Here is a 26080-nt window from a genome sequence, read left to right on the forward strand (position 1 = left end):
TTCACGAGCCCTCGCGCAGGACCGAGGCCGGGTCGAACCGCTGCACCGACCACGCCGCCAGGGCCGACGCGCCCAGCACCAGCCCCAGCACGGCGGCGATGATGGCCAGCGCCTGCGCGGGCGGGATCACCGCCAGCGCCGCCCCGTCGGGCAATCCATGGGCAAACATCGCACCCGCCGCCCGTCCGGCCAGCAGGTAGAGACCGAAGGACACCGCCAGGCCCAGCACCGCCGTCACCAGCGCCTGCACCATAGGGAACAGCGCCAGCTCAGCGCCCGGCACGCCCAGCAGCGCGATGCCCGCCAGCACCTGCCGCTTGCGCGCCGCCTCGGACCAGAAGGCCAGCATCAGCGCGGCGCCCAGCCCCACCGCCGCCAGACCGGCGGTCAGCGCCAGGGCCAGGGTCAGCTTGCGGCCCAGACCCAGCAGCGATTCCACCTCCCGCGTGCGCGCCGTCGTCGCCAGCCCCAGCTGCGCCTCGATCCGCGCCTGCAACGCGGCCAGGTCCTCCAGCCGCTGCGCATAGACCCGCACGCCCTCATAGGCCGGTATCCGATCCGACAACGGGCGCGTGCCGGCAATGCCGAACTGGGGCAGCGCATAGGATTCGTAGAAGGCCTCGATCAGGTCGAGCAACGCAAACGGCGCCAGCACCGCCGCACCGGCCACGGCGGCCTCGTCGAGCACCGCGACCACCCGCACCGGCAGCACCAGCTGGCGTGGCCGGTCCTCGGCCTGGCTGACCAGCTGCAGGTCGGCGCCGGGCGCCAGCGACAGCGCGCGGGCCAACTGGGCGCTGACCGCCACCTCGTCGCCGGTCAGGTCGAGCCCGTCGGGCAGGGTCGGATCGCCCGCCCCCGACGGCACCACCAGCGCGGGCCGCATCCGCCGCCCGCCCTGTTCGCGCACGTTCATGAAATCGAACTGCCCCCGCACCTTGGGCGTGAGAAAGGCGATGTCCGGCCAGTCGCGCAGGGGCGCGATATCCTCGGCGCCGAGCGTGGCATTGCCGGCGGTGTCGATCTGGCGGCTGGCGGGATCGGCGAGCATCTCGCCCAGCAGCGCCGCGTAGACCCCGTTCTTGACGCCGAACAGCACCAGCAGCGGCACCAGGATACCGACCATCACCGCCACATTGCAGAACAGGAAGAACCGGTCGCGCAGCAGGTCGCGCAGGGCCAGCGACGCGATCAGCATGGCGCCGCCCCGGCGATGCGGCCGGTCACTTCGCCCTCTTCGCCGGTGCGGGTTTCCAGCGCCAGCCGGGCGATGCCGAACCGGTCCAGCCGGTCCACGTCATGGCTCGACAGGATCACGCCGCAGCCGGTGCCCGCCGCCACCTCGAGCAACAGCGCCAGCACCCGGTCCGACGCGTCCGGATCCAGCGCGGCGGTCGGTTCGTCGGCGATCACGAAGGGCGGGCGATGGGCCAGCGCGCGGGCGATGGCACAGCGCTGGCGCTGGCCGATCGACAGCGCGCCGGGGCGCAGGGCCGCCACGTCGGCCAGCCCCAGCCGGTCGATCAGGGTGGCACACCACCCGGCATCGACCCGCCCGGTCACGCGCTGCGGCAGGGCAACGTTTTCGGCCACGCTCAGAAAGGGCAGCAACCCGCCGGTCTGCGGCACGAACCCGAACAGCCGGCCCCGCATCGCGGCCAGCGCCCGGCTGCGCGTGCCCGCGGCCCACAGCCCGGCCAGGTCATGCCGCGTGCCCGCTCCATCGGTCCAGCCATAGGCGGTGCCCGCCCCCGGCGCGCGCAGCAGGCCCAGCAATTCCAGCAGCAGCGTCTTGCCCGAGCCGCTCGCGCCCACCAGCGCCACCGCCTGCCCGGCGGCCAGCTCCAGCCGGTCGATCCGCAGCCGGAACCGCCGCCTGCCGTCGCGCAGATCGACCTGCGCGCGGTCCAGCCGCAGCCCGAATCTGCCCGGCCCGCCGCTCATCACCGGTCAGGGCAGCACATCGAACGGCATCGCAAAGACATGTTCGCCGTCCGGGGCATCGTCATGCAGCGCGGTCCAGATATCGGGATCATGCAGCCATTTGCGGTATTGCACGAGCTTCTGGCGCATCCCGTCGAGGATCGCGCGGCGGTTCATCGCGCTCTGCGCCCAGCGCGCTTCGGTGGTCAGCATGATCTGGCTTTCATAGGGCAGGTCCTCGAGAAATTCGAGCGCCCCGCCCAGCGTCTCGGCCCTGGTGTTCACCAGCCTGTCGGGGTTCTGCGCCATCCGGGACACCACGTCGCGCACCTGGGTAAAGAAACTGGCCGCGTCTTCGGCGCTGCGGCTCTGTTCGCCCAGCTCCAGCAGGTTCGTCAACAGATCCGCCATCGTCGCCAATTCGTTGCGCGTCACCAGGAGCCGGGGCTCGATCGCCAGCTTTGCCGGGTTCTCGACCGCCTTTTCCGAGACCCAGCCCTCGATCACGTCGGGCGCCTGCGTCCCCTTGAGCCGCCCGAGATAGGCCAGCTGCATGGCCCGGCCCAGGTCGACCAGGTCCGCCCCCGCCTCTTCGGGGGTCAGCAGGCGGGCCTCGTTGCGGGCCTCGCGGATCATGTCGGACAGGCCGGTCACCAGGTTGGTCACCGTGGTCTCGAACGCCTGTTCCGATCCGTTTTCGATCCCGAAATAGAAATTCCCGTCATGGAACCGCGACAGCGTGCGATACTGGGCCGCCGCATAGGCATGCTGCGCCTCGCCCCCGGCGGGGGTCTGCAGGTGCAGCGTCATGATCGCCACGCCCTTGTCCTGCGCGTCGCGCTGCAATTCGGCCGCGCCGATGGCGCTGCGGGCGTTGGGGTCGCGCGCATCCTTCGGTCCGGCATCGGTGACCAGGATCACGATCCGCGCGTCAAAGGGATCGCCGCCGGCATTGTCCCAGTCGGTCAGGTCCACCGCGTCCTCGACCCCGGCCAGGCTGTCTTCGTTGAAACCGGGCGAATTGGCGTCCGCGACGCGGGTGGCGGCGCGGATGGTGGCGACCACCTCGGTCTGGCTGTCGCGCTGCTGCAACGGCAGCAGGGTGCGGGTGCGGTATTCGAGCCCCGGCGCCGCGCGTTCGTTGTCGCGAAAGGCGACCACCCCGAAATGGATCTGCCTGCCCGCCTCGCTGCCGGCCATGTCGTCCACGATCCGTTCCACCGCCGCGCGCGTGCGCGAAACATAGGGTTCCATCGACCGGGTGGTGTCGAGCACGAACACGATGCCCACGTCGAATTTGCCGGGCGTGGACCAGGACGGTTTCGCCTCGGCCTCGAGCGGCACCGACGCCACCTTCATCAGCAGGTTTTCCTCGTAGTTCAGCGGGTGCAGGTCCTGCACGAAATCGAGAATCGGCATCAGGTAGAGCCGTTCGACGATGTCGACATATTCCTCGGGCTCGGCGGCGACGATCCCGCGATCCTCGGGCACCGCGCCGGCATCGACCTCGTCCAGCATCTGCGCCTGCATGTCGCGCAGCGCCTCGTGTTCCATCAGCGCCCGCAGCCGGGCCTCGTCGGCGAACAGCAGCGCACGTTCGCGCCCGGCGGCAACGGTGAACGCCCCGACGATGTTCTGCTTCCACGGCACCACCTCATCCGCCGGCACCCAGCCCTCGGGGCCCGCCGACAGGGATGGGCCGGCATGATACCAACCCGGCCTCGTCTCCCAGATATAGAGCGGCTGGAAGGCGGGATACTGCCGGTCGGGGGCCGCATCGGGTGCCGGGTGCAGCAGCGCCCCCGGTCGGGTCAGCACCCGCTGATAGACGGTCTGACGGCCCTCGGCCAGCAATGGCCGTTCCGCCGCCTGGGCTGCGACCCCGGTCGGCGGCCACCCGGCCAGCAGCGCCAGGATCGGGGCCAGGATCAGGGCCACCGCGCGGAGCGGCAGGGCTTCAGCGGCAATAGTCATCAAGCGCCCCCTTTGCCAGGGTTGTATCCATCGCGGCCAGCTTCCCGCAAACCGCGTCCAGCCGGCCCGGGGCCTGTTGCGACCCCGCGCGCGCGGCCCGCGCATAATATTCCGCGGCCTTGGCCGGGTCATCATCAAAACTCAGCCCGATCAGGTTCTCGACGCGCGGGTCCAGTTCGTCACCGTCATAAAGCGTGCCGAAGAGCAGCAACGCCCCGGCCTCGTTCCGCGCGGCGGCATCCTCGACCAGCCGCAGCGCGTGCTCGGCGCTGAGCCGGGTGCCGCAACCGCGCATGGCCGGGCCGATCACCGCGAACCCACCCTTCAGCGCGGAGAGCGCGGACAGGGTGCAGGCATCGCCGGACGCGGGCCCGGCCGCCGGGTCGGTATCGGCAACCGGTGTGGCCGGGTCCGGTTCGGCATCGCGTCCATAGAACCACCAGCCGGCCGCGGCGGCGGTGCCCAGCAGCAACAGCAGCAGGAGCGGCCAGAGGCGCCTGCGCCCTGCGTCCGTTTCCGAGGTGGCGACCGGATCGGGCTGCGGTGCCGGTTCGGGCAAGGGGTCCGGCTCCGGGTCCGGCCGGGGCGCTGGCGGCGCAGGCCTGACCACCGGCACGTCCGGCTTGGCCACGGGGCGTGGGCGGGATACGACCTGCAATATGCCCGGTTGGGCAGCCGGCGCCCGTGGCGGCACGTTGTCGGGCCAATTCAAGTCATAATCGCGGCCGCCCAGGGAAAAGCGCAAAGATTGGTATTCCTCCAGCCGGTCAACGATCTCGGGGCCGATCCGCACCCAGTCGGCCCCGTCGTGGCGCCAGACCTCGTAGGGGCCGAAATCATGCCGTTCGGGCCGCCAGCCATCGCTCTCGGCACCGCCATCGCCCAGCCAGCGTTCGCCATAGGCATCGAACACCGCGACCGTGACCGCGCCATCGGGCAACGTGCCCACGGGCAGTTCCAGAAAGGCATACCCCCCTGCCGGTTCCTCCGGGTCGGACTGGACGCTCAGGCTCATGCGGCGCGGTATCCGGTCAGTTCGTCGAGAATACGGCCCAGCCGCAGGTTCTGTTCCACGTTGATGTCGCCGCCGGCCATGTCCCTGGCATTGGCCACGAACAGCGCGTCCAGCGCGAATACCCAATCGGTCCAGACATCCTCGGCGGTGGGGCGCGGGCTGGCGGGCAATCCGGCGACATCGTCGGCCCCCGCCCGCGCGGCAAAGACGGCACGGGTGCCGCCATCGGCGGTCTCGACCTGCGGCCGCGCGCTTTCGGGCTGCGCGCGCATGCCCAGCGTCGCGACGAAATCGTTGATCGCCTCGGCTCCGACGATCGCGGCCGGTTGCGCCTGCTTGTCCACGCTGAGCCCGAAATTGATCTGTTCGAGCCGCGCCGCCATGCGCCGGTCCAGCCCGCAGCGCCGCGCCGCGTGGATCAGTTCGCCCACCAGATCGGCCGCAACCGCGTCGCCGAGCCCATAGGCGGTGCGGCGGGCGGCCTCGTCGCGGAAGGATTTCATCCGGTCGATCCAGAGTTCGACCGCGGTCTGCGCCTGGAACTGTTCCAGCGTCATCGTGCGAATGGCCGGGGCATGGCCGTCCGCGGGCGCGGCCGGTGTCGCCACCGGATCGGCGGGTGCAGCAGCCGGGGCAGCAGCGGGGGCCGGGCGTGCGGGCCGGGCGGGTCGGGCGGGCCGGGCCGGGCGCTGCGGCCCGGATGGTTCATCGTTCCCCGCCGCCATGTCGGGCGCGGGGCGGGCAACGGCGCCGGTCACCGCGCTGGTGATGCGGATCGAACTGGGCACCCGCGCGATCCGGCCCTCGATCTCGCCCTGGTCGACACCGAGCGCGGCCAGCATCGCGCCGAACCGGTGCCGGGCCAGCACCCGTTCGAGATCGTCGATCACCATGGCCGCCGCCTCGCGCTTTTCCGCGATGCGCGTTTCCATGTCATCGGGGACGTGGAACCGGCCGATCGCATCCTGCAACGCCTGCGCCACCTGTTCCAGCTGGCCCCGGATCTGGTGCAGCTTGGCATCGGGTTTGCACACCCGTTCCAGCGCCGTGGTCAGATACCCGACCCCGCCATCATTGAGCGACAGCGCCGCGTCCCAGGCCGCGGCGGGATCGGCGAAATGGCGCTGCACGGACGGGGCGGACAGGCACCCGGCGCGCAACTCGGCCACCCGCGTTTCCTTCTCGGGGCGGATACGCTGTTCGGACTTGGCCGCGTCATATTCGATCAGCCCGTCCACATAGTAGTTCGGGTTGCGCAGCCAGAAACAGTTGGCAAAGGCCGCGCCCGGCGTCCATTCCTCGACCCAGTTGTCGGCCCCGCGTCCGAATTTTTCCAGCAGCGACGCCTTCATCCGCCGTTCGAACCGCGTGTCGTCCCCCCCCTCGGCGGCGGAATCGCCCAGATGCTTGTCGAATTTGGTCAGCACCATGAACAACACGCAATCGGTGCCCGCGCGCATCCGCGGGCTGTTGCCATGGGTCCGGGCGATCCAGTTTTCCACCAGCCCCGGCAGATCCACCGTCTCCATGTTGCTGTCCGGCACGCATAGCAGCATCGAGGTGATTTCCTGGTTCTGCACATAGCGGTCGAACAGATAGGCCACCTTGCCGCGCAGCAGCAGCTCGGGCAGGATCGCGTCGCCCCCGTCGGCAAAGGCCTTGGCCAGGTCCTGTTCGAACCGGTTGCGCGCCCCGGGGAAATCCAGCAGGTCGGTTTCGGCAAACATGGGCGAAGGCCGGGTCTGCATCGGCAGCACCAGTTCGGCCACCAATGCGCAGATCACCGACCGCGCCAGTTCGGCCCGCCGCCCCTGCGCGGTGACCACGGCCAGCGGGCTGTCATCGGCGGCGCCTGACAGGGTTTTCACGTCGACGATCGAGGTTTCACGCGGGACCAGCGCGTCCAGCCCGGCATAGATCTCGCCGGCGTGGTCCACCTGTTCCAGCGCCTGCGCCATGCGCAGGTAGAGATCCGACAGCGGCTGATGCCCGCCCCAGAGCAGCGAAAAGAACCCGGCGCGGTCGGCGGCGGTCAGCCCCGGCGCGATCTCGGCGGCCTCGTCCCAGAACGACCGCAGCGCGGCGGCATAGGCCTCGCGGCCAAAGGCGGTTTCCACATATTCGCCGATTTCCTGGACATCGTCATAATCCATCCCCGCGCGCGGCCCCCCGGCCCGGGCCTTGTAGCTGTCCAGATGCGCGGCAATGGCGGCGGCATCGGGTTCGGGCTCCGACCGGTCGCCATCCATGAAAAAGCTGTTGACCAGCGTCCGCACGATGTCGGCCTCGCTCAGCAGGCGCAGCGGCACCGGGTAGCCGTTGGGTGTCGTCATCCGCTCCATGGTGAACCGCGTCACCACGCCGGTGCTTTCGCCTTCGCCCTCGGGATTGATTTCGCGGATATAGTCGAGCTTGCCGCCGGGCGCGTCGTAATCGGCCACCAGCGCCCCGGCCTCGGGCCGGGCCAGCACCGACACCAGGAACGACTTGCCCGCCTGGCTGGGGCCGAACACGCTGACCGACATCCGGGTCTGCGCCGCGCGGCCCAGGCGCCGGGCGCGGCGGGCGCCACGGCGCAGCCCCTTGACCAGCGATTTGCCCTCGGCCCCCACCAGCCCGGCATTTTCCGGATCCTCGATCCAGCCCAGCGCCCGGCCCGTCAGGTCCACGATCCCGGCGCAATCGGCGGCCAGCCTGTCCTGCTGCTGATTGGTCATCCGTTCACCCCTCACAACCGGAACAGGCCGGTATCGATCCAGTATTCATCCTCGAACCCCAGCGTGTGAAGCCTCAGCTGCACCTCGCCGCGTTTCATGCCGGTGCCTTCGCTGTCCTCGAGTTCGGTCACCGCAAAGGCCTCGCGCATCGCCTCGCGGCGCAGCACCGATTCCGATGTCTCGCGCTCGGGGTCCTCGTCGAACTCGGTCCGTTCGAACGTCACCTTCAGCGGCGCCCGGTTCTGCGCCGCGCGGGTCGCGAAATCCAGCCGGTAGAGCGGCGTCGTCGTCCAGCGTTCCAGCGGCAGCTGCCGCGCCCCCAGGAAGACCGGCGCATACATGGTGATCGTCGCCACCATGTCGCTTTCCGATTTGCGGGCGTCCAGGTCGACATCGGAAAAGAGCAGGTTCTTGTCCAGTATCTGCCCGGAATTGTCCATCTCGCCGATATAGCGCACCGTGGATTGCATCCGGAACGCGGTGGTGTCGACCTTGAAATTCGGTATCCGGCTCTCGGACAGGGCGATCAGCATGCCGCCCACCGCCACGGTGGATTTGGGATCGCCGATACGCTGGGTCACCGGGTCGCGGAACGGATACCAGCGCCCGGTCTTGTGGTCATGCATCGAGATCAGCCGGTGCGGCGGCACCACCAGCATCTCTTCGAACACGGCGCGCACCGCCGGCAGCCGCGACGGCCGCCCGGTCAGCAGCACCACATCGACGCCCAGATGGTCGATCACCTCGGCCAGGTTGCTCAGCACCTTCTGGAACACCTCGCGGGCAATGGCGTCCACGTCCTCGCGCGAGAATACCAGCTCCACATCCGCCAGCCGGAAATCGGGCGCCCCCAGTTCGGCCGCGGCCTGTTCGATATAGGCCACCAGCACCGGCGGCACCGTCTTGTCGCCGCCGCCCGCGTCGCCCTGCGCCGGGTCCAGCGCCAGCACGTCGCGCAGCCCCAGCGTCAGCGGTTCGAATTCGCCGGCGGTTTCGCAGACCTTGAGGATCGCCACCGCCACCGGCATCAGCACCCGCAGCGCGAATTGCCGGCGTTTCTGCACGCTCTGCTGATCCTGCCCGCCGATATTGCCGGTGAACAGCTCGCGCAGCTTGTCGTCCACGAACTGCCCGCCCGCGGCCTCGATCGCGCGGCCCAGCCCCGGCAGGATCACCGCCGCGATCACCCGTTGCAGCATGTCGTCGCCGGCGACCCTGAAGCCTTCGCGGAAGGTCTGGACCGGGTGCAGCATCCGCCCCGCCTCGCCCCAGTAGGTGGTGACCATCAGGTCGGTGGTGCCGCCGCCTATGTCGATGCAGGCCAGCCGCAGCGACGGCGTCGGGTCCGCGCCCGCCACCCGCGCGCGCGGACGCCCCTTGAGACCGAGGAAACGGTCGATGCGCCCGTCGAATTTCTGCGTCAGCTCGGAATAGAGATAAACCAATTGGGTGGCGCTGGCCTCGTCCCATTCCACCGTCAGTTCGGGCATCGGGTTGATCGCGTTTTCGCCGCCCTCCAGCCCCATCAGCGACCACAGCAGCGCCAGCGCGCCCTTGGCCTTGGACCGGATGATCGCCTGTTCCTGCGCGGTGGTCGCCGACGGCAGGGTCAGGATGATCCGGCTCAGCCGGCGCGGCAGTTCGGATTGCGGACGCCGGGCGCGGCCCGCGGGCGCGTTCACCTGCACCAGCGCATGGGCGATGATTTCCGCCAGCATGAAACCAAACAGCGACGCGCGCGCGAACCGGGGCCGGATCGCCTGCGCCCGGGATGCCTTGCCGCGCGGGCGCAGCCGGTCGCGTTCATCCGCCTCGACCTGCTGCAGTACATCGCCGGTTTCGTTCAGGAACCGCATCGCCGCACGCAGGGTCTTGGGCAGGTTGTTGGGGTCGGAATGGTGGTGAAACCGCCAGTCCTGCTGCACCGGCGCATCGTCCCAGAGATAGCGTTTGGGGCTCGACAGGCCCGAGGCGGTTTCGGTCCCCTCCTCGCCCGCCACCAGGCGCAGCGCCTCGCGGCCGATGCGCACGAAACCGGGCCAGACAAAGGCGTTGCGCCGCCCGGACCGGCCCGCGAAACGGTCGTCGCCCATGCGGAATTCGGCAAATTCCACCCGGCTTTCGAACAGGCCGGCATAGTGAAATTCGGGCCGCGACAGGTCGCGCAGCTCCAGCGGAAAGGACCGCGCCAGATCCAGTTGCGTTTCACCGGGAAACCGTTCGATCAATATGCCGCAACTGCGCGAATTGCCCACGTCCAGAACCAGTTCGACCTCGACCGGGGTGACCCGGTCACGGGCGCTGACGGTGTTGGCGAACCGCATCCGGGGGATATTCACCGCGGTGTCGATCAGCCGCAGACAGGCCAGGTAGCGGGCCCAGTGTTCGAACTTGTGGGTCAGCGTCTCGTGGGTGATCCGCCGCCCCGGCCGTTCCGCGCGGCGGAAGGTCATGAACAGGTCGTCCAGCCAGTCCGACACCCATTTCTGCAGGTCGAGCAGCTGGCCGTCGCTGCCCGGTTCCAGCCGGCGCAGGAACCAGTCCATGCGTTCCGGGGCCGAGATGAACCGGAAATCGCGGGACTTCTCGGCATCGTCCGGCCCCGGCGCGACATAGCGGTAATCCTGCCCGGTCTCCATCAGCGCGGTGTCCAGCGCCAGCTGAACCCGGTGGGTATGGCCGGTGGCGGGATCGGGCTGTTCCAGCTCGACCACGCGCATCCGCGCCCAGCTCGACGGGCCGTTATCGAACCGTTCCTCGCCGCCGGGGCCACGGTCGTTGCGCATCCGCAGCACCGGCACCGGGATCCATTTCGACAGGAACGGCTCCAGCGCCTTGATGCTGCTGATCGAATATTCGTCATCCTCGGCCGTGGCGGCGGCCTCGATTTCGGCATCGGTTTCGGCATCGCCGGTCAGCGGCAGCAGCGCCCATTCCTCGGCCTCGTCGGTCCCGCCCACAGGGCGTTCCACGAAGCGCGCGCTTTTCAGGTCGAGATCGTCGAGCCGGAACCCGAAATCGAGCATCTGGATGCCGGAATACGGCACCAGCGTGATCTCGTCGCGCCAGTCGGTGAGCGGTGCCAGATGCTGATGATTGATGGTCATGCCTATCCCGAAATGCTGATATTGGTCACCCAGCTGCGCTGCCTGGCGTTCACCGTGCCCGAATACTGCTCGGCCCGTCCATCCCCATAGAGCACATGCAAGGTCACCGCCTTGTCCCCGTCGGTCCGTTCGCCGCGCAGATGCGCCCGCACCTTGTAGAGCCCGGGCCGGGCCGCGTCGAACACCACGTTCTCGACAGGATCCTCGATCGCGGTATCGGCGCGCAGGTTGGCGTCGAGATCGTAGCGGCCGCCGCAGACATCGCGCTTGAGATAGGACACCTCCTGCCCGGTCGGGCATTCGACCCGCAGGTCGATATCGTCGCGCGTGTGCCAGACCAGGGTGAAGTTCAACGCGCCACGCGCCGCGCCGCGTTCGCGCAGGCGGTCGTCCAGCCCCGCCGGTGCCTCGGCCTTGTCGGCAGGCGCGGGCACGGGTGCGGGTGCCGGGGCGGTGGGGGCAGACGGGGCCACGGGCGGCGCGGCCTCGGCCCCGCGCAGCGGGATCACCGGCTTGCAGATGCGGTTGCGCAGCGCCAGTTCATGCTCCAGCCCGGCCACCCGGTCAGCCAGGACCCGGCTTTCGCTCAGCGCGGCATGTATCTCGGGCGGGTCGGCCGGGCAGAAATACGGCCCGCTGCGATCCAGCCCGCAGGGCGCGACCAGCAGCCACAGGATCGCCGCCAGCAACGCCGCCAGCAGCAGCCAGCCCAGCAGGATCAGCCACCACCACCCGGCCCAGGCAGCAAGGCCCGGCGCCGCGACCGGGGCCGCCGCGGCCAGCGTCGCGCCGGCGCCCGCCGCCGCCGGGCGCGGTATCATCGCGGTCAGCACGCCGCGCACCGCCTGCCGTTCCTGCCGGACCCAGGCCCAGTGCACCAGCACCGGGTGGACCGCGCCATCGTCGCCGCGCACGGCATAGATCATCTCTTCGCCGGGTATCTCGATCGCATTGCCCAGCGCCTCGGCCAGTCGCTGATCCTCGGGGGCGTCGCTGGCGGCCAGCGTCTCGGCCTCGGCACGGATCGCCGCGATCCGTGGCGCGAGCGCGGCCTTCAGCCGCGCCTGGTCCCCGGCATCGAGGTCGGGAAAGGCCACCGCCCGGCCCGGCATCGGCGCATGCCAGTCGATCTGTTCGCCATGTTCCGCCGCCACCGGTTCGGCCAGCAGCCGCGCGCAATCCTCGCCCAGCCGGGCCCGCAACGTCCCGGTCAACAGCTCGAACGACCGCTGCGCCGCCGATCCCAGCGGCTGCAACCCTTCGGACGAGGTGGTGACGAGGAGAGCTTCGAACATCTGCGCTCAGTTCTCCGCCGGTTCGGGGTCGGTTTCGGGGTCGGTCCCGGGGTCGGACGCGGGCACTGTCGCCACCTGCGGGCGCACGATCAGCGGCGCGCAGGCCTCGGACACGATTTCGGGCGCGGCGGGCGTGCCGTTCAGAAAGGCCAGCAGGTCACCCGTGGTGAGCGCATAGCCCCGGTTCTGCATGCTGCCCTGCTTGACAAAGGAATTGACGCCCACCAGCCGGCCGCACATATCCACCAGCGGCCCGCCGGAATTGCCCTCGGACAGCGGCGCGGAATGCATCAGCATATGGGTGGCGGGGCCGATCTGCTGCTCGGTATTCACGGTCCCGTCGGTCACCGTCAGCCCCGGCACCGCCGTCATGTCGCCGGATTTCAGCGCCTTGAACGCCGCGTCGAGCTCCAGCACATCGCCGGGATAGCCCGCCGCGATCACGTTGGTCAGCTTCAGCGATCCGGTCGGGCGATGCACGATGAAGGGCGGCAGGCTGGTATCGCCGATCCGCAACAGCGCGAAATCGCCGCCGGTGTCCTGCAGCGGTCCCATCACCTTGAGCAGGTCCGCCTGCTGCGGTTCGGCCAGCGCGGCGCCGGTCACGACGATCTGCCCGCCTTCGCCCTGCGCGGAGGCGATCACATGCTGATTGGTCACCACCAGCCCCGGCCCGATCACGAAGCCCGACCCGGTGGTCGTCTTGCTGGCCGTGCCGCGCGCGATCACCAGCACGGTCCGCGCCTCGATCAGCTGCAGCAGCGTGGTTTCGCCGGTTTCGCCGTCGCCCCGGTTCGGCACCACCACCCGTTGCGCGTCATTGGGCAGCAGCGCATCGGGCGCGGCACCGGCGCGGCGTTCGGGTTCGGTGCCCAGGGGCGGCGGGGTCAGCCCCTCGGGCGTCAGCCCGCCGGGAACCACCAGCACCCCGTCGGCACGGCAGACCGCGCCGTCGATCGCCTCTTGCAGCAGCAGCGCCCGCGCCCGCATGTCGGCATTGTTGGCCCGCGCCGCGTCGAGCGCCGCCTGGTCGGTAATCACGGGCCGGGTGTCGCCAGTATGAAACAGCCGCGTCCCCGGCAGCAGCAGCCAGGCCAGGATCGCCCCGGCCAGTATCAGCAGCACCAGCAGCGGCACCCAGGCCAGCGGGGTGATGACACGCAGCCGGTCCGGCCGCCCCTCTGCGCCGGTCTCGCCGCCCGTTTCCGCCGTTGCGGTCCCTGCTACGGTCCCTGCGGCGGCGCCTGCGCCCAGCGCGGCAGCGGCGGTCGGCGGATGCGGCGCCGTGTGCGTCGTTCCCGGCACCGGCGGGGTCAGGGGCAGGAACCGCCCCAGCGTGTCCGCATAATGGGCCGGCCGGCTGCCCGCATTGGCGCCGTCGCCCCCCGGCAACAGCCCCCAGTTCACGATCACCGGCTTGCCGCCCACCACCAGGATGTCGTCGCCCCCCGGCACCGACAGCACCCCCAGCGCGAGATCGGATGTGGCCGGATCCTCGGCCAGCACCCGCAGGGGGCGCAGATGATCCGCCAGATAGCGTTCGGCGCGATCGCGTTCGCCCGGCGGCAAGGCCGACAGCGGCCGCGCCTCGCCCTCGGCCTCGGTGTACCAGGACACCGTCGGCGGCGCGGCGTCGTTGCCGCGGCTGACCAGCGGTTCGGCAAACATCGCCGCGACCTCGGGCCCGGCCCGTTCGGCCAGCAGCGCGCGCAGCTCGGCATGCCGTTCCAGCACCGGGCGGTCGCCCGCGGTCACCAGGTCCGCGGGCGCGACGGTGATCTTGGACAGGAAATGATCGGCCATGGCGGTTATCTCCTTGCCCGGCGCAGTGTGGCGCGTCCGCGGCCACGGGTTTCGGGCTGGTAGGTGTTGCATTGGGCGCGGCCGGCCGCATCCAGCGAACAGGTGATGTCACGCCGGTAGATATAGGAATTGTTGTCGCAGCGCAGGTTGCCGGGTTCGTGCATGGTCAGCTTGCCGCTGCTCAGCTGTCCCGTCAGCGTCCCCTCGCATCGCGTGCCGTTGGTGGCGCGCATCACCTCGCGCCCCTTGCCATCGCGGTCGAAACAGATCTGCCAATGGCGGAACTTGGTGATCGCGCCGGTGCGGATGTCGCGCACGTCATAGACCGTGGACAATTGCCAGCACCCTTCCATCACCGAGATATCGTCGCGGTCGAACGCATCGGGCGCAAGGCCCGAAGGCGTGCTTTCGGGTTTCGGTTCGGGTTTCGGGTCTGGCGGGGGGGCGGCGGATCGGGCGGCGTGGCCTTGCAGGGCACCGTCGCCAGCCGCCGCTCCAGCCAGGCGATCCGGTCCTCGAGCGCGCGGCTGTCGTCCAGCGCGGCGGCCAGGTCGTCGCGCGTCTTCAGGTCTTCGGCGGTTTCGCAGACCGACAGAACCCGGTCGGTGAACGGCAGCCGCAGACCGCAGGATTGCAGCAACAGAAAGGCGGACGCCCCGACAATGCCAATCAGCAAGAGCGCAAGGAGTGTCACCGCAAATCGCATTGCACCTGAAAACCTGACCCCGATCAGACCGGCCGCTCCGCGCCGGGGCCGGCCCTGCGTCTGATCTTACGCCGCGGCCGGGCAAATCCGCAAGCGCACAGGGCCAGTGCCCCGCCGCCGCCGCCGGACAGGCCCGGTGCGACCTCCCGGCCAGACGGCGACCCGGCGGCGCGGGTGGCACCCGTCAGGCCGATCGCCGCACCACCGTTGGCGACCCGGGCGCCCCCGCGCCGCCGGCGCCTTCGGGGAAGATGCGGCAACAGCCCCGGCCCGCGTTCTTGGCCGCATAAAGCGCGAGGTCGGCCTCTTGCATCATCCGCGCCGGATCGCGCGCGGTTGCATCGACGCTGCGCAGCGCGCCGATGCTGGCCGAGATCCGGCAGGTACGGTCGCCGAACTGAATCGGCTGTTCCAGCCGCCCGATCAGCCGTTGCGCGATCACGCGCAACGTCGCGCGATCGAGCCCGCGATTGAACAGCAGCACGAATTCGTCGCCGCCGACCCGCGCCACCGTATCCTCGGCACGGGTTTCCGCGACCATGATCCGGGCCGCCTGCTGCAGGACATGATCCCCGGCCGCGTGACCCAGCGTGTCGTTGACGGTCTTGAAGAAATCCAGGTCCAGGTGCAGCAGGGCAAAATCGCGGCCATGCCCGGCGACCCGCGCCAGGACATGATCCAGCGCGCGCCGGTTCTTCAGACCCGTCAGCGTGTCGGTATAGGCCTGTTCCTGCGCGGCCACCCGCGCCACGTCCAGCCGCTGGTTCAGCTTGCGCGACGCGTCCATCGCCGCGGTGTTCGCCTCGACCAGGTAGAGCAGTTCGATCGCCAGGTCGGTGGCCGCGAAATCGGTGCTGGTCAGATCGTAGTCCCGCACCGCCTCAAGCACGGAAATGCCGAAGGACAGGTTGACGATGGCGCCCCCCGCGCCGGGCAGCGGCATCAGCACGCCCTTGAGCGCGGTCGAGGGTTCGTCGCGGAACCTCAGGTGCAGCGGCTGCCCCGCCAGCGCGGCCAGGTCGCACATCGTCGCCGCCGTGCGCGGGCGCTGCAATTCGAACAGTTCGAGAAACCGCCGCCCCCGCAGCCGGTGGTCCGGGCGCAGCTTGGCCATTGCCGGCCCGACCCGGCGCAGATGGCCGGTCGGCCCCAGGTTCACATGCATCGGGCACAGCCGGTCAAAGAGGGCGTCGAGATCGTTCATCGCGTCACCCCGTCCGCGCGCCGAGATCGAACTCGCGCCCCTCGGCATAGGCGGTTTCGATCAGCGAAATCGAAATCACCTCGCACCCGTCGCGCACGCCGCCGTGATCCAGCGTCGCCAGCGCGCCGTAATCGTCCGCCATCGCCCGCAGCACGCCCATCATCACGCTGCCGAAACCGGGCAGGCCCGGACGGCAGGTCAGCGTGAACGACCCCTCGGCATGGTCGCGCAGTTCCATGTCGGGCAGATGCAGGTCGGATACCGCCAGCCGCGCCCGGTCGGGCAGATCGTCGAGCGAATGCAGAAACTCGGGATAGCTGGCGCCGCCGAAGCGCAGCAGGCGGCGCAGCGGTTCGAGCGCCGGATCGCAGACCAGGTAGGTCCCCAGATCCTCGAGCAGTTCGGGCTGCGGTCGCCCCGATTCCGCGCAGGCCGCGGCCAGCACCCGCATCGACAGGTCGTCGTCATAGACCAGCATCGCCTCGAATTCGCTGAAATCCAGCCCCGCCGCAGCGGTCACCCGGCGCCAGCGGTCGCCGCCATAGGCGGAACAGAAAAACGACTGCACCGCGCTGTTGATCAACCCATGCATCCCCGACACTCCAACAACACTACCGGGAATGAAACTGGTGCGGCGGCCTTAAAATTCCACCAACAGCTAAAAATCGAAGCGCTTTTCGGGCCGGTCAGAAATCGGTGGGAGCGCCGCCCTCTCGTTTCCGGCGGGCGACAAAGGCGGCCAGTTCCTCGGCAATCGCCGCATCCATCGGCGGCGCTTCGAACTCTGCCAGGATCTCCTTGAAGGTGCGGTGCGCGCGCTCGGCGGTCCAGACGCCGCCCGCCAGTTCCCAGGCTTCGTAGTTTTTCCAGTCGCTCAGGAACGGCTGGTAAAAGGCTGTTTCATACCGGTCCTGCGTGTGCTGGATGCCGAAGAAATGGCCGGACTGGCCCACCTCGGCGATCGCATCCAGCGCGATGTTCTCGGGGCGGGTGGCAAACACCTCGGGTTCGAGATAGCGCTGGATCTGCTGCAGGACCTCGCAATCCATCACGAATTTCTCGGGGCTGGCGATCAACCCGCCTTCGAGCCAGCCCGCCGCGTGATAGACCATATGCGTGCCCGACTGCACCGCCGACCACAGCGAATTGGAGGTTTCCCACATCGCCTGTCCGTCCGGCACGTTGGCCGCGCAGACCCCCGAGGCCCGCAGCGGCAGGCCGTAGAACCGCGCCATCTGCCCGGTCATCTGGGTCGCGCGCATGTATTCCGGCGTTCCAAAGGCAGGCGCGCCCGATTTCATGTCGACATTCGAGGTGAAGGTGCCGATCACGCAGGGGCAGCCGGGCCTGATGTACTGCGCCAGCGCGATCGCGCTCAGCCCTTCGGCCAGCGACTGCGCCACGGCGCCGGCCATCGTCACCGGGGCCATCGCACCGGCCAGGGTGAACGGCGTGACAACGCAGGCCTGCCCGCGCCGGGCCATGCGCATCCAGCCGTCCAGCATCGGTTCGTCATGTTTCAGCGGCGAGGTCGAGTTGATGTTGGTATACATCCGCGGCATCGCCTCGAAGTCTTCGTGGCTGAGGCCACCGGCGATGCGCACCATCTCCATCACGTCCTCGACGCGCTCGGCGCCCAGCGAATAGGCATGCACCACCTTGTCGCACAGCGTCAGCTTATCATGCAGCACGTCCAGATGCCGGATGCCGGCATGGATATCCACCGGTTCGACCGGGTAGCCGCCGGCGAAATGGATGCAGTTGAAATACTGGGTCAGCTTCAGCAGGTTGCGGCATTGTTCGCGCGTGCCCGACACCTTGCGGCCGATTTCCATGTCCCAGTAGTTGGGCGGGGACGACACGTTGCCGAACAGGATCGTGCGCCCGCCGATCTCGATCGCCCGGTCCGGGTTGCGCGGGGTCAGCGTGAAACGATCGGGCGCCTTGCCGACCATCTCCATCACGAAATCGCGGCCCATGCGCACCACGTTGCCGTCGATCAGGCACCCCGCCTCGCGGTAGATCTCCAGCGCCTCGGCGTTGAGGATCGCGATGCCGATCTCTTCGAGAATGCGCATCGCCCCGTCATGGATCGCCTCTATCCCGTCCCCGTCCAGCGGTTCGGTCGGCCGGTCGCAGTTCTGCGGCAACCGCCACGGCATCTGCGCGATACCCGCTATTGCGCGCCGTTCGACATTTCCCGCGCGGCCCCCGCCGCGCCGCCCCGGTCCTGACCTGCGTGCCATGTCCGTGTCTCCGCGTCCGTATGCGGATCAGGACCCAATCCGCGCCAAAACGCCGCCCTGAATGCGACAGCCGGTGTCGCTTTTCATGTTTTTCGGGCTCAAAGGACGGTGGCGCAGCGATGGCGGCCCCTCCGGGCCGGGGCAATCAGGCCAGAAGTCAGGCCAGCAGTCAGGCCGCCAGCCAGCCCGGCAGGTGGCCGATATCGGGCAACACCACATCGGCGAGCGGCGCCAGGTCGGCCTGGCTGGCCACCCCGGTCAGCACCCCGACCGTGGCCATGCCCGCGGCCCGGCCCGCAACCAGATCGTGGGTGCTGTCGCCCACCATCACCACCCGCGCGGGATCTGCGCCGACGTGATCGGCAAAGGCCAGCAGCTGACCCGGCCCGGGCTTGGACCCGTGGCCGCTGTCATACCCGGCAACGAAGTCGAACATGTCGCGGATCCCCGCCGCGCCGAGATGCGCCTTTGCCGGCGCCTCGGCATCGTTGGTGGCCACCCCGAGCCGCAACCCGCGGTCGCGCAGCCCGCCCAGGAACGCGGCCAGCGGCACCGCCTCGACCTGCGCGGCCCGCTCGGCTTCGCCGTTGAGCAGGTCGAGCAGCGCCGCACGCGACAGGCCGGGGGCGTGCGGTTCCAGCACGGTGACGATCTCGAACGGGGTGTTGGCGATCACCACGCTGTCCGGTTCGAACCGGTTTTCGCCCATGTCATACCCGATCGCCCGTCCCAGCCGCTCGGCCCGCGCGGCATCGCCATCGGTCAGCCGCAGCAGGAACGCCTGCGCCCACAGCCCCCAGGTCGCCTCGAAATCGAACAGCGTGCCGTCCTTGTCGAACAGGATCGCCTCATATCGCATCGCGTCCACCCCGGTTCAGGTCCAGTTTACCTGCGCGCCGCCCGGCAGCGCGGCCCGCGCCCGCATCGGCCGGTCATAGGGCGCCGATACCGCATCGCAGAACCCGGCGATCCAGCGGTCATCCATCAGCAGGAAATCGAGTACGGATGCCAGGAATTCGGGATCCCCGGCGCGGGTCTTCAGATCGTCCACCCCGGCACCGGTGGCCCCCAGGAACACCGGCAGCAGATCCTGGTCGGCGGCGAGCCAGCCAAGGGCCTGCAGGGCGAGTGTCTCGGCGCTTTCGGCGGATTCTTGCATAACGAGTCCGGGCGGCGGGAGGAGGAAAGGGTTTGTTAACCACAACCATATGAAATCCGAACACGGCAAAGGCAAGAGTCGAAAGGTGGGCCATGCAAGGAACGATCCTGATCATCGACGGCGTGGCGACCAACCGGATCATGCTGAAGGTGCAGCTGTCATCGGCCTATTTCCATGTCGTGCAGGCCGAGGGGCTGGCCGGGCTGGACATGCTCATGCGCCGGGTCCGGCCCGACCTGGTGATCACCGCGATGGCGCTGCCCGACGGGGATGCGCAGGCCGTCAAGCGGGTGCTGCTGGCAGACGATGCGCTGGCGCGGACCCCGGTGATCGCGATCGCCCCGCAGAACGACCGCAAGGCGCGGCTGGACGCCCTGCGCGCGGGCATCGAGGACGTGCTGTCCTCGCCGGTGGATGACATGATCCTCCAGGCGCGGATCCGCCGCCAGCTTCGCATGCGCAGCAGCACCGAAGAGCTTGAACTGCGGAGCGACGCGTCGGGCGCCTTCGGCTTTGCCGAAAGCCAGGCGGGCTTTGCCGGCGCCAAACCCGAGACAACCGCCAGCGTGGCGCTGGTGACGCGGGATGCCGCGACCGGCGCGCTGTGGCGCAACCGGCTGAAGGACCGGCTGCCGCATCACCTGCGCTGGCACGCCATCGACGACATTCACGGCCTGATGAACGATCCCGCGCCCGATGCCATCGTGGTCGATCTCGACACCGCGCGGCCCGGTGACGGGCTGCGGCTGCTGGCCGACCTGAAATCCCGCGCGGGCACCCGCCACGCGGCCATTGTCGTGGTCGCCCGGCTGCACGATTCCCAGCAGGCCGCCGACGCGCTGGACCGGGGCGCCGACGACCTGTTGCTGGGCGGGTTCTGCGCCGAGGAACTGGCGGTGCGGCTGGGCGCGCAACTGGCCCGCAAGGCGCGGTCGGACCGGCTGCGCAACAGCCTGCGCGACGGGCTACAGGCGGCGTTCCTCGACCCGATGACCGGGCTGCACAACCGCCGCTATGCCCTGCCCAAGCTGGCCGGCATCGCCCGGCAGGCGGCCCGGAGCGGCCGCGGTTTCGCGGTGATGGTCGCCGATCTCGATCACTTCAAGCAGATCAACGACCGGTATGGCCACCCCACCGGCGACGCCGTCCTGATCGAGGTGGCCCGGCGGATGCGCGCGCAGATGCGCCCCGCCGACATGATCGCGCGTGTCGGCGGCGAGGAATTCCTGATCGTGATGCCGGATGTCGAACGCGCCGACGCGGTTCTGGCCGCCGACAGGATCTGCCGCCAGATCGACGGCTGCCCCTTCGACGCCGGTCCCGGCAGCGTCCCGATCCGCGTCACCACCAGCATCGGCATCGCCATCGCGACCCCCGGAACCGGTGAGATCGCCGCCGTCAACGCCCTGATCGGACAGGCCGACCGGGCGCTCTATGCCGCCAAGGGGGCGGGACGCAACCAGGTCACGCTGTTTCGCGCCGCCGCCTGATCCGCGCGGGGATGTTCGCGGGGACGTTTCCGGGGCTCAATCCGGGCGCCGGTCGTGATGTTGCCGGTCGCGGTCGCCCTTGCGGGTCTTGCGCGGCTTTTCCAGCCGCGCGGCAAAGGCGGCGCGTTCGTCATCGCTCATGGCCACGACCCGCTCCAGCCATTTTTCCCGCACGACGCGCTGCCGCTCGGCATGGCTGATCTGGCGCCGGTCGAGATAGTCGCCCAGCGCGGCGGCATCGAACGGGGTGGCCCGCAGCAGCGCCGCGATCTCGCGCCGTTCCGCCTGCCCGTCGGGCCGCTTGGTTCCGTTCATCGCCCGCCACATCGCGCGGCGGTCCTCGCGCGGAAGGTCGCGAAACAGCGCCGCCCCGACCGGTTCGCCACGGTGCGGATCGTGGCCGCCGGGACGGGCCACCGCGCCGATCACCACCCCGGCCACCACCAGGTTCAGCGCCAGCGACACCCCCAGCGCGATTTTCAGCCAGGGCCAGCGGCGGCGTTCCATGTCGTCGTAATCGCTCATTGTTCGTCTTCCAGCATCGCAAAGGTCATTTCGCCGGGCGCCAGCAGGTTGATGTCATCGCCCGATGACAGCAGGCTGGCCGGGTCCGGCAGGTTCTGCGGCGGGGCAAATCCGATCCAGAACCCGGCCGCGCAGGCGGCGGCGAGCCCCGCGACCGCCGACCAGCTGCCCCAACCGGCGCGATGCCCGCCCCGGCGCGCGTCCTGAACCGCGAGCGCGTCCTTCAGCACGCGGTCGGCCAGCCCGTCGGGCAGGTCGCGCGCTTCGCTGCGCGCCGCCTCCCAGAACCGGTCGAGATCGAGGTCGAGATCATCCTGTCTGTCAGTCATCGGCAAACCCCAGTTCGGCACGCCGCCCCGCCAGCATCGCGGACAGCGCACGCCGCCCCCGCGAGGTAAGGCTTTCCACCGCTTCGACCGAAATCCCGAGGATTTCGGCGATCCGCGGGTTCGGCAACCCTTCGATATGACGCAGCACCACCGCCTGGCGCTGGCGCTCGGGCAGGCGCATCAGCGCGTTCTGCAACGCCGCGGCACGTTCGCTGTCCTGCAGCCGCTCGGGCGCGGACGGCGCCGGATCGGCGGGATCGGGCACCGCGTCGATGCCCACATGCACCCGCCCGCGCCGCCGCAGACGGTCGCGACAGAGATTGATCACCACCGTCAGCAACCATGTGGACACCTGCGCCTGCCCCGGTTTCCAGTCGGGCGCCATGCGCCACAGCCGCAACATGGCGTCCTGCGCCACGTCCTCGGCCTCGGCGCGGTCGCCAAGCATCCGCAACGCCACCGCGAAGGCGCGCGGCGTCAGCCGCCCGGTCAGCACCTGTGCCGACCGGGCGTCGCCGCGCGCAAATCTCTGCAGCAGCGCGGCGTCGATATCCGCGGGCGCGTTCAACTCGGACGGCATCGCGCCGCGCGGTCAGATCTGGCCATGCGGCCCCCACTCAGCTCTTGTCTCCGGCCTTGTTACCGGCCTTGTCTCTGGCCTTGTCACCGTGCCGGTGCTTGCGGTTCTTCATGTGCGACCGGGCCTCGTCATATTCCTCCTGCGAGATGCCGCCGCTGCCATCGGCGTCGATCCGGTCGAACATCCGCCCGGCACGCCGTGGCGGTTTCATCTCATCACGGGTCAGCTGGCCGTCGCCATTCTTGTCCATCCGCTTGATCATCTGCGCGGCGCGGTCCTCGATCTTCTTTGCCATCGCCGCCTGCAACTCCGCCTGGCTCAGCGCGCCATCGCCATTGGTGTCGGTTTCCCCGAACCGTTCGGTCGCGCGGGCCTCGCCGAAGGCGGTCATCTCGGCGCGGGTGATTTCGCCATCCCCGTCGGCGTCGAACTGGGCAAAGCTCACGTCGTTGAACCGATGGTGGCCCTGCTGCCCCCGTTCGGCCATCGCCTGCGCCGCGGTCAATGCAGTGGCGGCAACGACGATGCCGCTGAGAAACAGATGGGTTTTCATGCCTGAACTCCTCTACGCCGGCGACACCGTGCCGCCGATCATACTGTTCAAACGCCGCCCATGGCCAATTCCGTCGAAATTTTTTCGACAGGACGCCTTCTTTTTGCGAAACATGACTTCGCGGGACAGATATTTGCGACATGGCGCCGCACGGGAACGCGGCCTCTTTTCCCGAACCGTGTTTGCGCCCATCTTGGCAGCTCAAGGAGAGGCCCCGGAATGTCAGATCTACAGACCAACGATCACGCCAACGATCACGCTGATGACGAGCGGACGGTGTGGCCCGCGATAGGGCGCGGCTGGAGGCGGAAATGCCCCTGCTGCGGCAGCGGTCCGCTGCTCAAGAGCTATCTGAAGGTCAACGACACCTGCAATGTCTGCCGCGAGGAACTGTATCACCACCGCGCCGATGACGGGCCGGCCTATCTGACGATCCTGGTGGTCGGCCACCTGATGGCGCCGCTGCTGCACCTCACCTTCGTCACCTGGCGCCCCGACCCGCTGACGCTGTTCACCATATTTGCGGTTGGCTGCGTCGGTCTCTCGCTCTACCTTCTGCCGAGGCTGAAGGGCGCTGTCGTCGGGTTCCAGTGGGCGCGGCAGATGCACGGGTTCGGGAAATCCGCGTGACCCTTCGCAACCGATGCGAGGCCACATGAGCAGCAGCGACATGATGATCGACAAGACAGCCATACGCAACGCGGCCACCGTGATCGCATTGCGCGACAGGCTGGGCGATCCCGCGATCCTGATGGGGCAGCGCGGCTCCAGGGCCGCCTTCATGCCCAACAAATTCGTCTTTCCCGGCGGCGCGGTCGATGCCGGGGATGCCGCGGTGCCGCTGGCAGCGCCGCTGCCCGATCCGTGCCAGTCCCGGGTCCGCGAGGACGCGGTGGAAGACCTGCACCACGCGCTGGCCGTGGCCGCGATCCGCGAGTTGTGGGAAGAAACCGGGCTGGTGCTGGGTCGCCCCGGCAGCTGGTCCGGCCCGGTGCCGTCCGACTGGCGGAGCTATGCCGACACCGGCCATGTTCCCGCCGCCGACGGGCTGCAATTCGTGTTCCGCGCCATCACGCCTCCGGGCCGTCCCCGACGCTTCGATGCGCGGTTCTTCCTCGTCGATGCCGGCGCCATCAGCGGCGATCTCGACGATTTCACCCATGCCTCCGACGAGCTGTCGCATCTGCAATGGGTGCCGCTGCGCGATGCGCGCAGCTTTGACCTGCCTTTCATCACCGAGGTGGTCCTGGCCGAGATCGAGGCCCGCGTGACCGAAACCGCGCCGCCCGCATCGGTGCCGTTCTTCCGCAACGACGACGAAGCCAGCCTGTTCTTGCGCCTGCACGGCACGCCGATGCCCGATCACCCCTGACCGGCGGCAATCGCCGCCCCGGTTCAGATCGTCAGCACCAGCAGCAGGATCGACAGCCCCAGCAGCGCCATGCCGCCGATTTCGCGCGCGCTCACGCGTTCACGGAAGAACAGCAGCGACGCCAGCAGGCTCAGCACCAGTTCGACCTGGCCCAGCGCCTTTACATAGGCGGCGTTCTGCAGGGTAAAGGCCCAGAACCAGCAGAACGACCCGCACAGGCTGGTCAGGCCGACGAACACAGCGGTGCGCCGGGTGGCCCAGACCGCGGCCAGTTCGGCCCGGTCCCGCCAGGCCAGCCACAGCCCCATCGACAGCATCTGGAACGTGACCACCGCCGCGAGCGTGACGCCCGCGCGGAAGGCCGGCTCCAGATCGCCCAGTTGCAGCGACGCGCCCCGATAGCTGACCGCCGAAACCGCGAACAGGACACCCGATCCCAGCCCCAGCTGCGACGCGCGGTTGGTCAGGTGGGACCACCACCGCCCCGAGCCTTCGGGCGGTTTGGACAGCAGCAGCACCGCGGCCAGCCCGACGAGGATCGCGCCGAGCCCGCCCGCGCTGACGCCTTCGCCCAGGACCAGAAGCCCGACGATGGCGGTCTGGATGACCTCGGTTTTCTTGAAGGTGATGCCGACGGCGAAATTGCGCTGCTTGAACAGGGCCACCACGCAGACCGTCGCGAGGATCTGCGCGGTTCCGCCGATGACGACAAAGGCCCAGAACGCCGCCGGCAGCGGCGGCAGGCCGCGCCCGGAGGCGGCGAGATAGGCCGCCAGCCCCAGCAGCACCAGCGGCGCGGAATAGGCAAACCGCGCAAAGGTCGCACCGGCCGGCGACAGCCTGACGGTGGCCAGCGACTTCTGCAGCATGAAGCGCACGGTCTGGAAACCGGCGGCGGCCAGCGTGACGGGGATCCAAAGCGACATCGCCCCCTCTATGGCGGCAATTCAGCGGCGCCGCCAGAGCGGATGCGGCACCGGGTCCTTGGCCCGCCAGAGATGATGCCGGAATACCTCGGCATAGGACCGGTAGGCATAGCCCCGGTTCCGCGCCAGGTAGGCGGCCCTGTGCGCCCGGTAGAGCGCGGGCAGCCGGTGCCAGGGCACGCCGGGATGGGTGTGATGCACCACATGCAGGTTGTTGTTGAGGAACAGAAACGCCAGCGGGCCGCGATCCTCGACGATCACGGTGCGGGCCGGGGCGGCCTCATGCGCGCGGTGTTCCAGGAAGGTGCGGATCTTGACGATACCCAGCGCCAGGTAGGCGGCCAGGATTGAGGCCCAGACCGGCATCGGCGACAGCGCCACCAGCGCCAGAACCGCCGCCATGCCGGGGATGTGCAGCAGCCAGGCCCGCCGCACCGCCCGATCGCCGGCGCGCAGCGCGCGCCAGTCCCCGGCCATGAACAGGACCTGGCCGATCAGCGGACCCAGCAGCACGCGCCCCGCCAGCGTGTTGTTGCACCGCAGGATCCCTTGCAGCCACGCCGGCAGCCGCGACCAGACCGCCGGGTCCATGTAGTTCGATTCCGGATCGTCATAGGGGTCGGTCAGGCTCTCGTCGCGGTGATGCGCCAGGTGCAGGTCGCGAAACCGGCCATAGGGGATGAACAGCGTCAGCGGTAGCGCCATCAGCGCCTCGTTCAGCCAGCGGGTGCGAAACGGGTGGCCGTGCAGCGCCTCGTGGGTCAGCGACGAATGCAGTGCGCCCAGCACCGCCGCCGCCGCGATCGCCAGCCAGACCGACACTGCCGCCAGCCCGAACACCGCCGCGCCCCAGCCCGCGTAGCATCCGGTCATCAGCGCAAAGGTGCCCCATTCCGGCCCGCGCGGCAGCGTGAGTTCCGGGGAGGGGGCGAAATCAGACATCGCGCCCCCACCGCACATGCGCCCAGATCCGTTCATACACGAGATAGGACAGCAGCCCCAGCACGGCGTTGACCGCCGCCATGGTGCCGCCCAGCGCCACCGATCCGGTGGCCGCGACCCCGACCAGCGTCATCGTCGCCACCCCGATCAGGGTCCAGATGACCGCCTTGACCATTGAACGTACCCGGCTTTCCATGTGGTTCCTCTTGCTTTT

At 69.3% G+C, this 26080-nt stretch carries 25 protein-coding genes; 3 read left to right on the forward strand and 22 right to left on the reverse strand.

The window, feature by feature from the left end:
• Window position 1: 1 nt before the first annotated feature.
• From C6Y53_RS04370 to C6Y53_RS04440, 15 genes are all read right to left on the reverse strand, one after another.
• Window positions 2-1198, reverse strand: a complete 1197-nt coding sequence (locus C6Y53_RS04370; RefSeq protein ID WP_106471319.1) for an ABC transporter permease family protein — start codon at window positions 1196-1198, stop codon at window positions 2-4.
• Entirely contained in the window at window positions 1192-1944 is a 753-nt protein-coding gene (locus C6Y53_RS04375) for an ABC transporter ATP-binding protein (protein WP_106471320.1), read from the reverse strand. Before C6Y53_RS04375 ends, C6Y53_RS04370 begins: the two co-directional genes overlap by 7 nt.
• 6 nt (window positions 1945-1950) lie before the next feature.
• Window positions 1951-3897 carry a vWA domain-containing protein gene (locus C6Y53_RS04380; protein ID WP_149615454.1) on the reverse strand — a complete coding sequence of 649 codons (1947 nt, stop codon included), beginning with the start codon at window positions 3895-3897 and terminating at the stop codon, window positions 1951-1953.
• Window positions 3881-4912 carry a hypothetical protein gene (locus tag C6Y53_RS04385; protein WP_106471321.1) on the reverse strand — a complete coding sequence of 344 codons (1032 nt, stop codon included), beginning with the start codon at window positions 4910-4912 and terminating at the stop codon, window positions 3881-3883. The genes C6Y53_RS04380 and C6Y53_RS04385 overlap by 17 nt, the downstream gene beginning before the upstream one ends.
• On the reverse strand, window positions 4909-7629 hold the full coding sequence (locus C6Y53_RS04390) for a virulence factor SrfC family protein (RefSeq protein WP_106471322.1): 2721 nt from the start codon (window positions 7627-7629) through the stop codon (window positions 4909-4911). The genes C6Y53_RS04385 and C6Y53_RS04390 overlap by 4 nt, the downstream gene beginning before the upstream one ends.
• Before the next feature lie 11 nt (window positions 7630-7640).
• Window positions 7641-10736, reverse strand: a complete 3096-nt coding sequence (locus tag C6Y53_RS04395; protein ID WP_106471323.1) for a virulence factor SrfB — start codon at window positions 10734-10736, stop codon at window positions 7641-7643.
• Between the two features lie 2 nt (window positions 10737-10738).
• Window positions 10739-12031 carry a hypothetical protein gene (locus C6Y53_RS04400; RefSeq protein WP_149615455.1) on the reverse strand — a complete coding sequence of 431 codons (1293 nt, stop codon included), beginning with the start codon at window positions 12029-12031 and terminating at the stop codon, window positions 10739-10741.
• A 6-nt stretch (window positions 12032-12037) separates the two neighbouring features.
• Window positions 12038-13834: a trypsin-like peptidase domain-containing protein gene (locus C6Y53_RS04405; RefSeq protein ID WP_106471325.1), complete on the reverse strand. Its 1797-nt coding sequence runs from the start codon at window positions 13832-13834 to the stop codon at window positions 12038-12040.
• A gap of 5 nt (window positions 13835-13839) precedes the next feature.
• Window positions 13840-14187 (reverse strand): hypothetical protein, encoded by a 348-nt coding sequence (locus C6Y53_RS04410; RefSeq protein WP_106471326.1) that lies wholly within the window; start codon window positions 14185-14187, stop codon window positions 13840-13842.
• Window positions 14187-14528 (reverse strand): hypothetical protein, encoded by a 342-nt coding sequence (locus C6Y53_RS04415; protein WP_149615456.1) that lies wholly within the window; start codon window positions 14526-14528, stop codon window positions 14187-14189. Before C6Y53_RS04415 ends, C6Y53_RS04410 begins: the two co-directional genes overlap by 1 nt.
• A gap of 196 nt (window positions 14529-14724) precedes the next feature.
• The gene (locus C6Y53_RS04420; protein ID WP_106471328.1) at window positions 14725-15744 is read right to left on the reverse strand and encodes a GGDEF domain-containing protein; all 1020 of its coding nucleotides are present in this window, start codon (window positions 15742-15744) and stop codon (window positions 14725-14727) included.
• 4 nt (window positions 15745-15748) lie between these two features.
• On the reverse strand, window positions 15749-16336 hold the full coding sequence (locus C6Y53_RS04425; protein WP_106471329.1) for a heme NO-binding domain-containing protein: 588 nt from the start codon (window positions 16334-16336) through the stop codon (window positions 15749-15751).
• Between the two features lie 94 nt (window positions 16337-16430).
• Window positions 16431-17990 (reverse strand): trimethylamine methyltransferase family protein, encoded by a 1560-nt coding sequence (locus C6Y53_RS04430; protein ID WP_106471330.1) that lies wholly within the window; start codon window positions 17988-17990, stop codon window positions 16431-16433.
• 169 nt (window positions 17991-18159) lie between these two features.
• On the reverse strand, window positions 18160-18849 hold the full coding sequence (locus C6Y53_RS04435) for an HAD family hydrolase (RefSeq protein ID WP_106471331.1): 690 nt from the start codon (window positions 18847-18849) through the stop codon (window positions 18160-18162).
• 15 nt (window positions 18850-18864) lie between these two features.
• Window positions 18865-19149, reverse strand: a complete 285-nt coding sequence (locus tag C6Y53_RS04440; RefSeq protein WP_106471332.1) for a DUF3572 domain-containing protein — start codon at window positions 19147-19149, stop codon at window positions 18865-18867.
• Between the two features lie 92 nt (window positions 19150-19241).
• Here C6Y53_RS04440 and C6Y53_RS04445 point away from each other — a divergent pair, with 92 nt between their 5' ends.
• Window positions 19242-20639, forward strand: coding sequence for a diguanylate cyclase (locus tag C6Y53_RS04445; protein WP_106471333.1), 1398 nt, complete (start codon window positions 19242-19244; stop codon window positions 20637-20639).
• A 36-nt stretch (window positions 20640-20675) separates the two neighbouring features.
• On the opposite strand, the gene C6Y53_RS04450 is transcribed toward C6Y53_RS04445, so the two are convergent.
• The 4 genes from C6Y53_RS04450 to C6Y53_RS04465 are packed head-to-tail and all read right to left on the reverse strand — an operon-like array spanning window position 20676 to window position 22626.
• Complete coding sequence (locus tag C6Y53_RS04450; protein ID WP_106471334.1) at window positions 20676-21164, reverse strand: periplasmic heavy metal sensor; 489 nt, start codon at window positions 21162-21164, stop codon at window positions 20676-20678.
• The gene (locus C6Y53_RS04455) at window positions 21161-21493 is read right to left on the reverse strand and encodes a hypothetical protein (protein ID WP_106471335.1); all 333 of its coding nucleotides are present in this window, start codon (window positions 21491-21493) and stop codon (window positions 21161-21163) included. The genes C6Y53_RS04450 and C6Y53_RS04455 overlap by 4 nt, the downstream gene beginning before the upstream one ends.
• Window positions 21486-22073 (reverse strand): RNA polymerase sigma factor, encoded by a 588-nt coding sequence (locus C6Y53_RS04460; RefSeq protein WP_106471336.1) that lies wholly within the window; start codon window positions 22071-22073, stop codon window positions 21486-21488. Before C6Y53_RS04460 ends, C6Y53_RS04455 begins: the two co-directional genes overlap by 8 nt.
• 37 nt (window positions 22074-22110) lie before the next feature.
• A complete protein-coding gene (locus tag C6Y53_RS04465; protein WP_106471337.1) occupies window positions 22111-22626 on the reverse strand; it encodes an EF-hand domain-containing protein in 516 nt (171 codons plus the stop codon).
• 219 nt (window positions 22627-22845) lie between these two features.
• Here C6Y53_RS04465 and C6Y53_RS04470 point away from each other — a divergent pair, with 219 nt between their 5' ends.
• Both C6Y53_RS04470 and C6Y53_RS04475 read left to right on the forward strand, forming a co-directional pair.
• Complete coding sequence (locus tag C6Y53_RS04470) at window positions 22846-23256, forward strand: DUF983 domain-containing protein (RefSeq protein WP_106471338.1); 411 nt, start codon at window positions 22846-22848, stop codon at window positions 23254-23256.
• A gap of 40 nt (window positions 23257-23296) precedes the next feature.
• Window positions 23297-23998, forward strand: a complete 702-nt coding sequence (locus C6Y53_RS04475) for an NUDIX hydrolase (protein WP_106473956.1) — start codon at window positions 23297-23299, stop codon at window positions 23996-23998.
• A 23-nt stretch (window positions 23999-24021) separates the two neighbouring features.
• On the opposite strand, the gene C6Y53_RS04480 is transcribed toward C6Y53_RS04475, so the two are convergent.
• The 3 genes from C6Y53_RS04480 to C6Y53_RS04490 are packed head-to-tail and all read right to left on the reverse strand — an operon-like array spanning window position 24022 to window position 26062.
• Window positions 24022-24924: an EamA family transporter gene (locus tag C6Y53_RS04480; RefSeq protein ID WP_106471339.1), complete on the reverse strand. Its 903-nt coding sequence runs from the start codon at window positions 24922-24924 to the stop codon at window positions 24022-24024.
• Window positions 24925-24945: 21 nt separating this feature from the next.
• Window positions 24946-25866 carry a fatty acid desaturase gene (locus C6Y53_RS04485; RefSeq protein WP_106471340.1) on the reverse strand — a complete coding sequence of 307 codons (921 nt, stop codon included), beginning with the start codon at window positions 25864-25866 and terminating at the stop codon, window positions 24946-24948.
• Window positions 25859-26062 (reverse strand): DUF2061 domain-containing protein, encoded by a 204-nt coding sequence (locus C6Y53_RS04490; protein WP_106471341.1) that lies wholly within the window; start codon window positions 26060-26062, stop codon window positions 25859-25861. Before C6Y53_RS04490 ends, C6Y53_RS04485 begins: the two co-directional genes overlap by 8 nt.
• Between the last annotated feature and the right edge of the window lie 18 nt (window positions 26063-26080).

The organism is Pukyongiella litopenaei (assembly GCF_003008555.2).
GTDB classification, from domain to species: domain Bacteria; phylum Pseudomonadota; class Alphaproteobacteria; order Rhodobacterales; family Rhodobacteraceae; genus Pukyongiella; species Pukyongiella litopenaei.

Excerpts from the sequence above, each read along its gene's own strand:
- C6Y53_RS04395 (WP_106471323.1), bottom strand. The coding sequence starts at position 10,736 with ATGACCATCAATCATCAGCATCTGGCACCGCTCACCGACTGGCGCGAC.
- C6Y53_RS04445 (WP_106471333.1), top strand. The coding sequence starts at position 19,242 with ATGCAAGGAACGATCCTGATCATCGACGGCGTGGCGACCAACCGGATC.
- C6Y53_RS04420 (WP_106471328.1), bottom strand. The coding sequence starts at position 15,744 with ATGAACGATCTCGACGCCCTCTTTGACCGGCTGTGCCCGATGCATGTG.
- C6Y53_RS04425 (WP_106471329.1), bottom strand. The coding sequence starts at position 16,336 with ATGCATGGGTTGATCAACAGCGCGGTGCAGTCGTTTTTCTGTTCCGCC.
- C6Y53_RS04490 (WP_106471341.1), bottom strand. The coding sequence starts at position 26,062 with ATGGAAAGCCGGGTACGTTCAATGGTCAAGGCGGTCATCTGGACCCTG.
- C6Y53_RS04455 (WP_106471335.1), bottom strand. The coding sequence starts at position 21,493 with ATGACTGACAGACAGGATGATCTCGACCTCGATCTCGACCGGTTCTGG.
- C6Y53_RS04385 (WP_106471321.1), bottom strand. The coding sequence starts at position 4,912 with ATGAGCCTGAGCGTCCAGTCCGACCCGGAGGAACCGGCAGGGGGGTAT.
- C6Y53_RS04440 (WP_106471332.1), bottom strand. The coding sequence starts at position 19,149 with ATGCAAGAATCCGCCGAAAGCGCCGAGACACTCGCCCTGCAGGCCCTT.
- C6Y53_RS04485 (WP_106471340.1), bottom strand. The coding sequence starts at position 25,866 with ATGTCTGATTTCGCCCCCTCCCCGGAACTCACGCTGCCGCGCGGGCCG.
- C6Y53_RS04380 (WP_149615454.1), bottom strand. The coding sequence starts at position 3,897 with ATGACTATTGCCGCTGAAGCCCTGCCGCTCCGCGCGGTGGCCCTGATC.
- C6Y53_RS04375 (WP_106471320.1), bottom strand. The coding sequence starts at position 1,944 with ATGAGCGGCGGGCCGGGCAGATTCGGGCTGCGGCTGGACCGCGCGCAG.
- C6Y53_RS04400 (WP_149615455.1), bottom strand. The coding sequence starts at position 12,031 with ATGTTCGAAGCTCTCCTCGTCACCACCTCGTCCGAAGGGTTGCAGCCG.
- C6Y53_RS04435 (WP_106471331.1), bottom strand. The coding sequence starts at position 18,849 with ATGCGATATGAGGCGATCCTGTTCGACAAGGACGGCACGCTGTTCGAT.
- C6Y53_RS04460 (WP_106471336.1), bottom strand. The coding sequence starts at position 22,073 with ATGCCGTCCGAGTTGAACGCGCCCGCGGATATCGACGCCGCGCTGCTG.
- C6Y53_RS04430 (WP_106471330.1), bottom strand. The coding sequence starts at position 17,990 with ATGGCACGCAGGTCAGGACCGGGGCGGCGCGGCGGGGGCCGCGCGGGA.
- C6Y53_RS04410 (WP_106471326.1), bottom strand. The coding sequence starts at position 14,187 with ATGGAAGGGTGCTGGCAATTGTCCACGGTCTATGACGTGCGCGACATC.
- C6Y53_RS04475 (WP_106473956.1), top strand. The coding sequence starts at position 23,297 with ATGATGATCGACAAGACAGCCATACGCAACGCGGCCACCGTGATCGCA.
- C6Y53_RS04370 (WP_106471319.1), bottom strand. The coding sequence starts at position 1,198 with ATGCTGATCGCGTCGCTGGCCCTGCGCGACCTGCTGCGCGACCGGTTC.
- C6Y53_RS04405 (WP_106471325.1), bottom strand. The coding sequence starts at position 13,834 with ATGGCCGATCATTTCCTGTCCAAGATCACCGTCGCGCCCGCGGACCTG.
- C6Y53_RS04465 (WP_106471337.1), bottom strand. The coding sequence starts at position 22,626 with ATGAAAACCCATCTGTTTCTCAGCGGCATCGTCGTTGCCGCCACTGCA.
- C6Y53_RS04450 (WP_106471334.1), bottom strand. The coding sequence starts at position 21,164 with ATGAGCGATTACGACGACATGGAACGCCGCCGCTGGCCCTGGCTGAAA.
- C6Y53_RS04390 (WP_106471322.1), bottom strand. The coding sequence starts at position 7,629 with ATGACCAATCAGCAGCAGGACAGGCTGGCCGCCGATTGCGCCGGGATC.
- C6Y53_RS04480 (WP_106471339.1), bottom strand. The coding sequence starts at position 24,924 with ATGTCGCTTTGGATCCCCGTCACGCTGGCCGCCGCCGGTTTCCAGACC.
- C6Y53_RS04470 (WP_106471338.1), top strand. The coding sequence starts at position 22,846 with ATGTCAGATCTACAGACCAACGATCACGCCAACGATCACGCTGATGAC.